The sequence below is a fragment of the Mesorhizobium sp. INR15 genome (assembly GCF_015500075.1).
In the GTDB taxonomy this organism is placed as follows: Bacteria; Pseudomonadota; Alphaproteobacteria; order Rhizobiales; family Rhizobiaceae; genus Mesorhizobium.
Genome location: NZ_CP045496.1, coordinates 1454350 through 1466938, shown reverse-complemented (window position 1 = coordinate 1466938; position 12589 = coordinate 1454350). Strand labels below are relative to the sequence as shown.

The window sequence follows — 12589 nt, the reverse complement described above, 5'->3', positions numbered from 1 at the left end:
CCTGCCACGGCCTTGCCGTCGGTATCATTCCGGATCAGATCACCATGGCCAAGATCAATGGCAACGAAATCCGTCCCGGCTATGTCATCGAGCACGATGGCGGGCTGTGGGTGGCGGTCAAGACCAATACAGTCAAGCCCGGTAAGGGCGGCGCCTACAACCAGGTCGAGTTGAAGAACCTGATCAACGGCACCAAGCTCAACGAGCGCTTCCGCTCGGCGGAGACGGTCGAGCAGATCCGGCTCGATCTGAAGGATTTTTCCTTCCTTTACGCGCAGGACGACGCGCTGGTGTTCATGGACACCCAGAGCTACGAGCAGCTGGAATTGAACAAGGATTTCGTCGGCGACCGCGCGGCTTTCCTGCAAGATGGCATGATGGTGACGGTACAGCTTTACGAAGAGCGGCCGATCGGCATTTCGCTGCCCGACTATGTAACGCTGACCATCACCGAGGCTGATCCCGTGGTTAAGGGGCAGACAGCCGCTTCATCCTACAAGCCGGCGATCCTTGAAAACGGTATCCGCGTTCTCGTGCCGCCGTTTATCGGCGCGGGCGAACGCATCATCGTCGACACCAACGAAATCACCTACGTGCGCCGCGCCGATTGATGCATGTTGCCCAAAGACGGGTGACCGGCATGCATCAAACCAAAAATTGACCGCGCAGCAGCAGGAAGAAAAGCACTATGGCACGCTCCGCACTTCTCAACGTCATGGTCCAGGCCGCCATGAAGGCCGGCCGTTCGCTGTCGCGCGATTTCGGCGAGGTACAGAACCTGCAGGTCTCGATGAAGGGCCCGGGCGACTATGTCAGCCAGGCCGACCGCAAGGCCGAGGACATCCTGTTCGCCGAACTGTCGAAGGCGCGGCCAGGTTATTCCTTCCTGATGGAGGAGCGCGGCGTGGTCGAGGGTGACGACGCCCAGCATCGCTGGATCGTCGATCCGCTCGACGGCACCACCAATTTCCTGCACGGTATTCCGCAATTCGCCATTTCGATCGCGCTGGAGCGCCAGGGCCAGATCGTGGCCGGTGTCATCTACAATCCGGCGATGGACGAGCTCTACACGACCGAACGCGGCGGTGGCGCCTTCATGAATGACCGCCGCTTGCGCGTCGCCGGCCGCATCAAGCTGGTCGACACGGTGATCGGCTGCGGCGTGCCGCATCTGGGACGCGGCCATCACGGCAATTTCCTCGTCGAGCTGCGCAACGTCATGGCGGAAGTCTCGGGCGTGCGCCGCCTGGGCGCCGCCTCGCTCGATCTCGCCTATGTCGCCGCCGGCCGCATGGACGGTTTCTGGGAGACCGGCCTGTCGCCGTGGGACATCGCCGCCGGGCTGCTTTTGATCCGCGAAGCCGGCGGCTTCGTCTCCGACATGGATGGCGGCCAGGACATGCTGGAGCACGGCTCGGTCGTGGCTGGCAACGAAGTCATCCAGCGCGCGCTGCTGAAGGCCGTGAAGAAGCCGCTCTCGGCGCGCTGAAGCGCCGCAGTCGCAAAACCGCAACGCAAGCTTGAAATACTATCCCGCGACCGCCCAGATAGAAGGCAGGGCGCAGGAACCAGGCCGTGAACGACAGCAGAGTAAAACCCGATATCACCATCCCGCCCGGTATCACCGTCCCGTTTGTCGGACGCTGGCACTATTCGCGCGCGGAAATGATCGCCGACGGCGTCGTCCATGCGGTCGGCATCGTGCTGGCGATATCAGCCGGTTCGGCGCTGCTGGCGCTGGCCGCCTTCCGCACCGGTCCTGGTGAATATATCGCCGCCGCCTTCTATGTGGTCTCCTTGCTCACCGTCTTGTCCGTGTCGCTAGCCTACAATCAGTGGCCAGTGACATCGCCGGTGAAATGGGTGCTAAGGCGCTTCGACCATGCCGCGATCTACCTGCTGATCGCCGCGACCTATACCCCGTTCCTGGCGCAGCTCGACGGCTCGCCGCTGGCCATCTGGATGATCGTCCTGGTCTGGACAGCCGCCGCCCTCGGCATCGCCATCAAGGTGTTTTTTCCCGGCCGGTTCGACCGGCTGGCGATCGTGTTCTATCTCGCCATCGGCTGGAGCGGCATCATCCTGGTCAAGCCGCTGGTCCAGACACTGCCGACGGCATCGATCGCGCTCATCGTCGCCGGCGGCATTGTCTATTCCTGCGGCGTCATCTTCTTCGCCTGGAAGGCACTCCGCTTCCACAATGCGCTTTGGCACGGCTTTGTCGTCACCGGCGCCGGTCTGCATCTGGCCGCCATGGTCGACTGCCTGGTCATCAATCGCCTGTGACGCGGATGACCGGCGCGGCAATATTGCCAAGCGCCATTCAATTTGGTCACAATTCCGTTTAGAGTCGCGAACTACGTGATCGGCGGCATCGGAAACGGGGCACGAATGGCTTTTCTCAGATCCTTCGGCGTGGGCAGACGTTCCGACGTCCTGATGTATGATCCCCATAAACTCTCGAGTCCGCAGGTCTTTCTGCTGACGATGGTGATCTTCCTGGTCATCGTCGCCTTCATCGCAGCGATTCTGACGCGCCAGATTTCAACCGCCTTCGTTACCAACCCCGGCCTCAACGGCTTGATCGTCGGCGTGCTCGTGGTCGGTATCCTGCTGGCGTTCGTGCAGGTCGGGCGCCTGTTTCGCGAAGTGCGCTGGGTCAATTCCTTCCGCGCCGGTTCAGAGACCACCGAGCCGGTGCTGCTGGCGCCGATGAAGGCGATGATCGGCCGTTCGTCGGCGACCGCCTTCTCGACCAGTTCGATGCGCACCATGCTCGATTCCATCGCCACCCGCCTCGATGAAAGCCGCGACACCTCGCGCTATCTCGTCGGCCTGCTGGTTTTCCTCGGTCTGCTCGGCACCTTCTGGGGCCTGTTGAACACCATCGCCTCGATCCGCGAAACCATCGAGTCGCTCGATCCCGGCACGGGTGATGCGGCAGCAGTGCTCGATTCGCTCAAGCAGGGGCTATCGGCGCCGCTGGCCGGCATGGGCACTGCCTTCTCGTCCTCGCTGTTCGGCCTCTCCGGCTCGCTGGTGCTTGGCTTCCTCGACCTGCAGGCCGGCCGCGCCCAGACGCGCTTCTACACCGAACTCGAAAACTGGCTGTCGTCGGTCACCGATCTGTCGTCCGACATCGTCGTCTCCGATCCGGCCAAGGCCGAATCCTCGGACGAGATCCGCGTCCTGTCGGAACGGCTGCGCAGCATGCAGGAAAATGGCGGCGGCTCCAATCCGCGCGTCGCCACCGCCATGGCCAATCTCGCCGACGGCATTTCGGGCCTGGTCAAGAACATGCGCTCGGAGCAGCAGATCATGCGCGACTGGGTCGAGGCACAGTCCGACGAGCAGAAGGCGATGCGCAACACGCTGGAAAAGATCGCCGACGCCCTGAAGAAACCTGGGGTCCACTAGCATGGCACTCGCCAGGGGCCGGCGCACCGACCGCCGCATCGACTATTGGCCTGGCTTCGTCGACGCGCTGTCGACGCTGCTGCTGGCCATCATGTTCCTGCTCACCGTCTTCGTGCTGGCGCAGTTCCTGCTTGGCCGCGAAATCTCCGGCAAGGATCAGGTGCTGACCCGGCTCAACTCACAGATCAACGAGTTGACGCAGCTTCTCGCACTCGAGCGCTCGACGACGCAGGACAAGGACGATTCGCTCGCCAATCTGCAAGCGTCGCTGTCAGCGGCGGAAGCGGAAAAGAGTCGGCTCGAACAGCTTCTCGCGCAAGGTGCGGGCGCCGGCGACGCGGCCAACCAGCGCGCCGTGGCGCTCTCGGGCGAACTCGATGGCCAGCGCCAGATCAGCCAGCAGGCACTGAGCCAGGTCGAAATCCTCAACCAGCAGATCGCGGCGCTGCGCAAGCAGATCGGCGCGCTCGAGGATGCGCTCAACGTGTCCGAAACACGCGACCGCGATTCCAACACCAAGATCGCCGATCTCGGCCGCCGCCTGAATGTCGCGCTGGCGCAGCGCGTGCAGGAGCTCAACCGCTACCGGTCCGACTTCTTCGGGCGCCTGCGTGAAATCCTCGCCGACCGCGAGAACATTCGCATCGTCGGCGACCGCTTCGTCTTCCAGTCGGAAGTGCTGTTCCCGACCGGCTCGGAAGTGATCAACGACGCCGGCAAGGTCGAGATGAAGAAGCTCGCCGACGCCATCATCGAATTGCAGAAAGAGATCCCGCCGGAGATCAACTGGGTGCTGCGCGTCGACGGCCACACCGACAACAAGCCGCTGTCCGGCAATGGCCGCTACCGCGACAACTGGGAATTGTCGACGGCGCGTTCGACCTCGGTGGTGAAATTCCTGATCGACAACGGCGTGCCGGCCAATCGGCTCGTTGCCGCTGGCTTCGGCGAGTTCCAGCCGCTCGATCCGGCCGACACCGAAGAGGCTCGCAACAAGAACCGCCGCATTGAACTGAAGCTCACTGAACGTTGATCCACAATCACGCGAAGTTGCTTGCAGGTTCAACCCTAGGGCGCGGAGTGTGCCCGGCAAGACCTGAAAAGATTATCTTTTTTTAATTACACATTGCCACGGCATGCTCCTAGCTTCCCATGCGGGCCGAGAACCGCCGGCGATGAATTCTCCCTCATCGCGACGCGACGGGACCGGACGGCCCGCGACCGGAAGGCAGATGGAACAAGCATCGCCTTCCCCAAGAAAAGGAGACGCGGACATGCGCTCTTTCACTCCCAAGACCACAATCAGAACTGCGGCCATCGCGGCATTCCTCGCCGCTGTCCCACTCGCAGGCGCCTATGCCGCGGGACATCACAAGGGCGCCCTGGATGCGACCGACCCAACCGACTTCACCGGTCCGCGCGTGACCGGTCTCATCGATCAGCTGCAAGGCATAAGACAAGGCATCGTGGACGCGAAACAGGCGAACACCATCACGCCGGCCGTGGCGCAACAGCTGGAGATGCGGGTGTCCCGCATCACTCAGGCCGCCGAAAAGACAGCGGCGGCGGATCATGGCCGGATACCGGCGGCGCAATACCACCAGTTGCTGCACCGGGTCGACAATCTCGACCAGAGACTGATGATCGACACCGGCAGCGGCTTCAGCATGGGTGACGGTTCCGACGGCGGAAACTATCCGAACGGCTGAGGCCTTCCGTTATCTCGATACCGCGCAAGATTTGGCAAAATCCTGCGCCAGGAAGGGACCACCTGACGCCTTCGGGATATCAATCCCGCGGGCGTCCTTTTTGACTACCAGCCCATCCAGACCGCGATCAGGGCAATCGCAGCCGGCACTGTCTGAATGAACAGGATCTTCCTGCCGACGGTCGCCGCGCCATACAGACCGGCAATGGCGACGCAGAGCAGGAAAAACACCTTGATCTGGAAACCGCCCGCGCCGAGGTAGAGACCCCAGATCAACCCGGCGGCCAGAAAGCCGTTGTATAAGCCCTGGTTGGCGGCGAGCACTTTCGACGCACTGGCGAATTCGGGTGTCAGCTTGAATGCCTTATGGCCGCTCGGCGTGTCCCACAGCACCATTTCCAGATAGACGATGTAGACATGGATCAGGGCCACCAGCCCAACCAGGATATTGCCGATCATCGTTTCCCCTCCAGCGCAGTGATCTGCTACTTGATCACGCATGTCCTCGCATCCGCAAGGCATCGCGTTGCATCCTGTCTCAGGGTTGCCAACATCGGCGCGTTGGTATCTTTTCCCGCCGTCCCAAGAACACCGGAACCTGCCATGTCCTTTCAAAAACTCGATGACCTCGGCCACAAGCTCGAAGCACTGGAACATGCGCTCGCCATTCTTGGCGCCGATGAGGCAACCCACATGGCCGTTGGCGGCGGCGAGAAACGCGCCGAGGCCGTGTCGACGCTGGCCGGCATGTATCATGCCCGTGCCACAGCGCCGGAAATCGGCGACTGGCTCGCGGCTGCCGAAGGCGAGGCGCTCAGCGATGAGCAGCGCACGGCGGTCTCCGAATTGCGGCGGCAATACACCAATCTGACCTGCCTGCCGGTCGAATTCGTCGAGCGCCAGACCACCGCACGCATGCGCTCCGAGCAGCTGTGGCGCGATCTGCGCGCCAAGAACGACTGGGCGGGCTTCCTGCCGGCGCTGGAAGGCGTTGTCGCGCTGGTGCGCGAAGAGGCCGCCTTGCGCGCCGACGTGCTTGGCCTAGACCCCTACGACGCGCTGATGGAGCAGTTTGATCCGGGCAACCGCGCCGCCGACATCACGCCGGTCTTCACCGAATTGAAGACTTTTTTGAAGGGCTTTGTCCCCGAGGCATTGGCGGCGCAGGAGACAAGGCTGCGCAAGCGCCCGCTCAAGCCGCTCTCCGGCAGCTACGCGATCGACAAGCAGCGCGAACTTGGCCTTGCCATGATGGCGGCAGTCGGCTTTGACTTGACCCATGGTTCGCTGTCCGTGTCGCACCATCCCTTCTGCGGCGGCGTGCCGAGCGACGTGCGCATCACCACCCGCTACAAGACATCAGATTTCCTGTCGGCGCTGATGGGCGTCCTGCATGAGACCGGCCATGCGCTCTACGAGCAGAACCTGCCCAAGGCATGGTCGCACTGGCCGCTCGGCAAGGCGCGCGGCATGGCCGTGCATGAAAGCCAGAGCCTGTTTGTCGAAAAGCAGCTTGGCCGCAATCCCGCGTTCTGGCGCTGGGCCCTGCCGGTGGTCGAAAAGCATCTCGGCGAGGCGTGGTCGCTCGACGACATCCTTCCGCATGTGCATCGTGTCGAGCGCGGCCTGATCCGTGTCGATGCCGACGAGGTGACCTATCCGCTGCATGTCATCCTGCGCTATGAACTGGAGCAGGAACTTGTCTCGGGCAGGCTGGAAGTGGCTGAATTGCCTGAGGCGTGGGACGCCAAGATGCGCGATTATCTCGGTCTCTCCACTATCGACAATCCCGCCGACGGGCCGATGCAGGACGTGCATTGGCCGGGCGCTGCCTTCGGCTATTTCCCATCCTACACGCTGGGCGCCATGATGGCGGCGCAGCAATGGGCGGCGCTGACACGCGAGCATCCCTCCGCCGACGACGATCTGGCCAAGGGCAATTTCGCGGCGGTCAACGACTGGCGCCGCGACAAGATCTGGTCGCAGGGTTCGCGCTGGTCGACGCCGGACCTGCTTCAGCGCGCCACCGGCGAGAAGCTCAATGCCGCTTATTTTGTCAACCATCTGAAGCAGCGCTACGGGCAAGCGTAGGGAGAGCCCCAGGCGCATGAGGGAACCATTGGCTGATCAGCACAGCGCCTCAACCGTCCAGCAGGTCGCAGCCGCGATTGCCGCCGCCGTGCGCGGCGGGCATCTGGCGCCGGGGCAACGGCTGACCGAAGCGGAGTTCGTGCGCCGCTTCAGCGTCTCCCGCTCATCCGTTCGCGAAGCCTTTCAGCGTCTTGCCGCCGACGGCCTGCTGACGTTCGAACCACACCGTGGCGTGGTCGTGCGCCAGCTGTCGCGCAAGGAAGTCGACAATCTTTTCGAGGTTCGCGGCGCTTTGGAGGCTCTGGCAGTAGGCCTCGGCGCTCCCAAATTCCATGCGGATCCGCAACGGCTGCTCGCCTTGCAGAATGAAATGGACCGCGCCGTCGAAGCCAATGACATGAGCGGCTTCTCCGATCTCAACCGCCGTTTCCACGCCATGTTCGCGGAGACCGCCGACAACGCACTCCTGGACGAAACGCTCGGGCGGCTTTCCAACTCGATCTACTGGCTGCAGTTCCGTCTTTTGATCAACCGGCAGCAGGTTTTTCAGAGCAACGCCCAGCACCGGCTCGTCGTCGAGGCGATCATCGCCGGAGATGCGCAGGCGGCGCAGGCAGCAATGCGCGAGCATGTCGACACATCCCGCCGGCTGATCCAGCAACTGCCCGACGATCATTTCGCTTCGGCCTGACGACAACCGGATGGATCGAGGCTTGCATTCCAATTGATTGTCGGACAATATTGTTGGACAATCCTGAGAGAACCGATGAAACCGACCCAAAACTATTTGCCGATCCCGTTGCCCGACTATCGCGAGATGCCGGTTGAGGACATGCGCGCCAATGCCGAGGCCTTCTATGCCGAACTGCGCACGCGTCACACCGTGCGCGAATTTTCAACGCGGCCGGTGCCGCGCGACATTATCGAAACCTGCATCCTCGCGGCAGGCACCGCGCCGAACGGCGCCAACCATCAGCCCTGGCACTTCGCGGTGATCGGCAATCCCGAGATCAAGCAGAAGATCCGCGAGGCGGCCGAGATCGAGGAACGCGCCTTCTACGCCGGCCGGGCCGGAGAGGAGTGGCTGGCAGCCCTTGCCCCGCTTGGAACCGACGAGAGCAAGCCTTTCCTGGAAGAAGCGCCGTGGCTGATCTGCATCTTCGGCGAGCGCAAGAGCCGGTCGGCGGATGGGGTCCTGCGCAAGAACTATTATGTCCCGGAATCGGTCAGCATCGCCACCGGCTTCCTGGTCACGGCGCTGCACCGCGCGGGCCTCGTCATGCTTACCCACACACCCAATCCGATGAGTTTCCTCAACCAGATCTGTGGCCGCGATCCGCACGACAAGCCCTACATCCTGATGGTCGTTGGCTATCCGAAGGAGGGCGCGACAATCCCGACGCACGCCCTGGAAAAGCGGCCGCTGGCCGACATAGCGACCTTTCTGTAGTCACCAGCCCGGGACGGCGGCCTACTCCGCCGCCCCCCGGAAGGCGCTGGCGCCAGTCTCGAACTGCAGCTTGGCCAGCCGCGCGTAGATGCCACCCTTGGCGACAAGACTCTGGTGCGTGCCTTCCTCGACGATGCGGCCGCCATCCATGACCAGGATCCGGTCGGCCTTCAACACTGTCGCCAGCCGATGCGCGATGACGATTGTGGTGCGGCCCTGCATCAGCCGTTCCAGCGCCGTCTGTACCAGCGTCTCGCTTTCGGCATCGAGTGCCGAAGTGGCCTCGTCGAGCAGCAGGATCGGCGCGTCACGCAGGATGGCGCGGGCGATCGCCACGCGCTGGCGCTGGCCGCCGGACAGCGTCACGCCGCGCTCACCGACCGGGCTGTCATAGCCTTTTTCAAGCTTGAGGATGAATTCGTCGGCAAGCGCGTCCTTCGCCGCTGCCTCGATCTCGGCCTCGCTGGCGCCTGGCCGGCCGAAGCCGATATTGTCGCGGGCGCTGGCGGCGAAGATGGTGACGTCCTGTGGCACGATGGCGATGCGGGCGCGCACCGCGGCCGGGTCGGCCTCACGCACGTCGACGCCGTCGACAACGATCTTGCCGGTTTCTGGATCATAGAAGCGCAGGATCAGCGAAAATACGGTGCTCTTGCCGGCGCCCGAGGGACCGACGATCGCCACCGTCTCGCCGGGCATGACCTGAAAGCTCAAGCCGTGGACCGCGGCGCGGTCGGGCCTTGCCGGATAGGAGAAGGAGACATTGTCGAAGAGGATCGCGCCCTTGGCCGTCAGCGGCAGCGGCTTGGGATTGGCAGGCGCCTGGATCGCCGGCTTTTCGGCCAGGATCTCGGTCAGCCGCTCGGCCGCGCCCGCTGCTTGCGCAAGCTCGCCCCAGACTTCGGAAAGCGCGCCGAGCGCACCGGCGGCGAACACCGAATAGAGCAGGAACTGGCCAAGCGTGCCCGGCGACAGCGTGCCTGCAAGCACGTCTCGCGAGCCGAACCAGAGCACCGCCACGACAGAAGAGAAGATGGTGAAGATGGCGAAGAAGGTGAGGAATGAGCGGGCGAAGATCGAGGAGCGCGCGGCCTGGAAAGCAGCGTCCACGGCACCGGAGAAATGCCCGGTGACAAGCTTCTCGTTGGTGAAGGCCTGCAGCGTGCGCACCGCGCCGATCTGCTCGCTGGCATAGGCGGTGGCATCGGCAAGCGTGTCCTGCGCCTGCCGTGACTTGCGCCGCACCGAACGGCCAAAGGCGACCAGCGGCAGCACGATCACGGGAATGGCGGCAATGACGAGGCCGGACAGTTTCGGGCTGGTGATGACCATCATGGCCAATGCCCCGAAGCCAAGGATGACATTGCGCAGCGCGACCGAGGCAGTGGCCCCGACCGCTGACTTGACTTGTGTTGTATCGGCGGCGAGCCGCGAGACGATCTCGCCCGACTGGGCCGTGTCGAAGAAGGCCGGCGACAGCGTCGTGACATGCGCGAAGACATCGCGGCGGATGTCGGCGACCACGCGTTCGCCGAGCGTGATGACGAAATAATAGCGGCCGGCCGATGCCGCCGCGAGCAAGGCGGCCATCGCCACAAGCGCCCCGAAATACTCGGCGATGAAGGTGGTGCTGGACGACGAGAAGCCGTGGTCGATCATGCGCCGCACGGCCAGCGGCAGCGCCAGGGTCGTTGCGGCGGCAATGACCAGCGAGATGATCGCGCCGATCACCATCGTGCGATATCCGGTTATATAGGGGAACAGGCGCCTGAGCGGCTTGAGCGAGCGCCGGCGCTCGTCTGCGCTGCTGGATTGCGCCATCCTGGTGTTTCCTCTGACCGCTTCTGGTAGGCGCCATCAATATGCGCTTGCCGCGGCCTTGTGATTCAATTCCGGCTGATGTATAGGCTCGCCGACCGTTTTAGAAGCCGTGGCTCCTCAATAGCTGCGGCTTCGAGTTTTAAAAAGGGGCGCATCGACGCAGGCTCATGCCCGTCAGCCGCGCCACGCAAGCCAGGAACAGAGCGATGAAGACTGCCATCCATCCCGACTACCACAGCATCAAGGTCGTCATGACCGACGGCACCGAATACATGACCCGTTCGACCTGGGGGAAGGAAGGCGATACGATGAACCTCGATATCGACCCGACCACTCATCCGGCCTGGACCGGCGGCCAGCAGACCCTGCTCGACCGCGGTGGCCGTCTGTCGAAGTTCAAGAAGCGCTTCGAAGGCTTCGGCATCTAATTTTATCGCTGTTCGCGAGATCGAAGAACCCGCCCTCGAGGCGGGTTTTTTGTTGCCCATGTCCCTTCGGCCAGCAATTGCCTAAGCGGCCAGCAATTCGCGCAACGCCATGCGCTTGTAGGCCGCGACAAGGCTGTCGCCTTCCTGCCGCTTAACTGAGATCGCCAGCCGCATCACCGCCTCGCCCATCTGCCAGACGAGAAGCGCCGTGGTTTCCAGGCTCGCCGTATCGGCGGCAGGCCGCAATCGCTTCAGCGCCCCGGTGAGGAATTCAGCATTGGCCCGGCTGTCGGCGAGTTCGAGTTCGCGCAACGCCTTGTCGGCCTGCGTGCCCGACCAGACGTCGCGGATCACCGGCTCGGCCAGGAACAGCCCGTAATAGATATCCACCAGTTCGGAAAAGGCCCGGCTCAGGCCTTCGGCATCGCTGACGTCCTTCAGCGCGGCGGCGATGCAGGCCTGGCTTTCGGCGGAATAGCGCTCCGCCAGCGCCCAGACGATCGCCCGCTTGTCCGGAAAGAACTGGTAGAGCGAGCCGATCGAGACGCCTGCCCGTTCCGCCACCTCGCCCATGCGCATGGCGTCGCTGCCTTGCTCGGCGATCAACGCTGAAGCCGCAGCCAGCATTCGCTCGACCCGTTCGCGGCTGCGCTGCTGGGTCGGCGACCGACGCGGCGACGCGATCTGCCCCTCAGGCTGTGCGGCTGTGCCTTCCATGACTGTCTCCCAACAGAACCCTTCGGCGAAATCACCGAAATTGGCTTGACTTGTAAAATACGAGGGTTTATCACGTTTTGCAAATGTGAATATTACTCACGTTTTGACAGAGGAAATCCGAGATGACTGACACGACGACAAAACCAATCCTGATCCTCGGCGGCACCGGCAAAACCGGCCGCCGCCTCGCCGAGCGGCTGACGGCGCGCGGCCTGCCGGTGCGTATCGGCTCGCGCACGGCCACTCCGCCCTTCGACTGGGAGAACGCCGCGACCTGGGCACCTGTCCTCGACGGCGTCCGCGCCGTCTACATCACCTACTCTCCAGACCTTGCCGTGCCCGGCGCCGCCGAAGCGGTCGGCGCCTTCGCCAGCCTTGCGGTGAGGCAAGGCGTGCGCCGGCTGGTGCTGCTGTCGGGCCGTGGCGAGCCGGAAGCACAGCGCGCGGAAGACATGCTGAAAGCGTCGGGGGCCGACTGGACGATCCTGCGCTGCGCCTGGTTCTCCCAGAATTTCAGCGAGAGCTTCCTGCTCGAGCCCTTGCTGGAAGGTGAAGTGGCATTGCCGGTCGGCGCTGTCGGCGAACCTTTCGTCGATGCCGAAGACATCGCCGAGACCGCCGAGGTGGCGCTGACCGAGCCGGGACATATCGGCGAGCTCTACGAACTGACAGGCCCGCGTCTCCTGAGCTTTGCCGATGCAGTTGCTGAAATCGGCAAAGCGAGCAGCCGCGACATCCGCTTCGTCACGATTTCCCATGACGATTTCACCGCTGGCATGGCGGCACAGGATATCCCACCGGAATTCGTCTGGCTGCTCAACGAGTTGTTCACCGAGGTGCTCGACGGTCGCAACGAGACGCTGGCGGACGGCGTCCAGCGCGTGCTTGGCCGCGCACCAAAGGACTTTTCAACCTACGCGGCCGAGGCCGCTGCAACCGGCGCCTGGAGCCATTGAG

General features: G+C 63.4%; 14 protein-coding genes. 11 read left to right on the top strand and 3 right to left on the bottom strand.

Annotated features, from left to right (window positions below):
* Window positions 1-44: 44 nt before the first annotated feature.
* From efp to GA829_RS07025, 6 genes are all read left to right on the top strand, one after another.
* Window positions 45-611 carry an elongation factor P gene (gene efp, locus GA829_RS07050; RefSeq protein WP_195177822.1) on the top strand — a complete coding sequence of 189 codons (567 nt, stop codon included), beginning with the start codon at window positions 45-47 and terminating at the stop codon, window positions 609-611.
* Between the two features lie 77 nt (window positions 612-688).
* Window positions 689-1489, top strand: a complete 801-nt coding sequence (locus GA829_RS07045; protein WP_195177821.1) for an inositol monophosphatase family protein — start codon at window positions 689-691, stop codon at window positions 1487-1489.
* Between the two features lie 86 nt (window positions 1490-1575).
* Window positions 1576-2286: a PAQR family membrane homeostasis protein TrhA gene (gene trhA, locus GA829_RS07040; RefSeq protein ID WP_258052211.1), complete on the top strand. Its 711-nt coding sequence runs from the start codon at window positions 1576-1578 to the stop codon at window positions 2284-2286.
* A gap of 105 nt (window positions 2287-2391) precedes the next feature.
* Complete coding sequence (locus GA829_RS07035; protein ID WP_195177820.1) at window positions 2392-3417, top strand: MotA/TolQ/ExbB proton channel family protein; 1026 nt, start codon at window positions 2392-2394, stop codon at window positions 3415-3417.
* A gap of 1 nt (window position 3418) precedes the next feature.
* Window positions 3419-4450 (top strand): peptidoglycan -binding protein, encoded by a 1032-nt coding sequence (locus GA829_RS07030; protein WP_195177819.1) that lies wholly within the window; start codon window positions 3419-3421, stop codon window positions 4448-4450.
* A 241-nt stretch (window positions 4451-4691) separates the two neighbouring features.
* Window positions 4692-5126 carry a hypothetical protein gene (locus GA829_RS07025; RefSeq protein WP_195177818.1) on the top strand — a complete coding sequence of 145 codons (435 nt, stop codon included), beginning with the start codon at window positions 4692-4694 and terminating at the stop codon, window positions 5124-5126.
* Window positions 5127-5230: 104 nt separating this feature from the next.
* Here the strand turns inward: GA829_RS07025 and GA829_RS07020 are convergent, their stop codons facing one another.
* Window positions 5231-5584, bottom strand: a complete 354-nt coding sequence (locus tag GA829_RS07020) for a DUF1304 domain-containing protein (protein WP_195177817.1) — start codon at window positions 5582-5584, stop codon at window positions 5231-5233.
* A gap of 144 nt (window positions 5585-5728) precedes the next feature.
* On the opposite strand from GA829_RS07020, the gene GA829_RS07015 reads away from it, so the two are divergent.
* The 3 genes from GA829_RS07015 to GA829_RS07005 all read left to right on the top strand — a co-directional run bounded on the left by GA829_RS07015 (window position 5729) and on the right by GA829_RS07005 (window position 8666).
* Window positions 5729-7216 carry a carboxypeptidase M32 gene (locus GA829_RS07015; protein ID WP_195177816.1) on the top strand — a complete coding sequence of 496 codons (1488 nt, stop codon included), beginning with the start codon at window positions 5729-5731 and terminating at the stop codon, window positions 7214-7216.
* Window positions 7217-7232: 16 nt separating this feature from the next.
* Window positions 7233-7907, top strand: a complete 675-nt coding sequence (locus GA829_RS07010) for a GntR family transcriptional regulator (RefSeq protein WP_195177815.1) — start codon at window positions 7233-7235, stop codon at window positions 7905-7907.
* Window positions 7908-7982: 75 nt separating this feature from the next.
* Window positions 7983-8666, top strand: coding sequence for a nitroreductase family protein (locus GA829_RS07005; RefSeq protein WP_195177814.1), 684 nt, complete (start codon window positions 7983-7985; stop codon window positions 8664-8666).
* A gap of 21 nt (window positions 8667-8687) precedes the next feature.
* Here the strand turns inward: GA829_RS07005 and GA829_RS07000 are convergent, their stop codons facing one another.
* Window positions 8688-10487, bottom strand: a complete 1800-nt coding sequence (locus GA829_RS07000) for an ABC transporter transmembrane domain-containing protein (protein WP_195177813.1) — start codon at window positions 10485-10487, stop codon at window positions 8688-8690.
* 206 nt (window positions 10488-10693) lie between these two features.
* On the opposite strand from GA829_RS07000, the gene rpmE reads away from it, so the two are divergent.
* Window positions 10694-10915 (top strand): 50S ribosomal protein L31, encoded by a 222-nt coding sequence (gene rpmE, locus GA829_RS06995; protein WP_195177812.1) that lies wholly within the window; start codon window positions 10694-10696, stop codon window positions 10913-10915.
* Window positions 10916-10996: 81 nt separating this feature from the next.
* Here rpmE and GA829_RS06990 read toward each other — a convergent pair whose 3' ends face one another.
* Entirely contained in the window at window positions 10997-11632 is a 636-nt protein-coding gene (locus GA829_RS06990; RefSeq protein WP_195177811.1) for a TetR/AcrR family transcriptional regulator, read from the bottom strand.
* 122 nt (window positions 11633-11754) lie between these two features.
* Between GA829_RS06990 and GA829_RS06985 the strand changes: the two genes are divergently transcribed.
* Window positions 11755-12588, top strand: coding sequence for an NAD(P)H-binding protein (locus GA829_RS06985; protein WP_195177810.1), 834 nt, complete (start codon window positions 11755-11757; stop codon window positions 12586-12588).
* Window position 12589 lies beyond the last annotated feature (1 nt).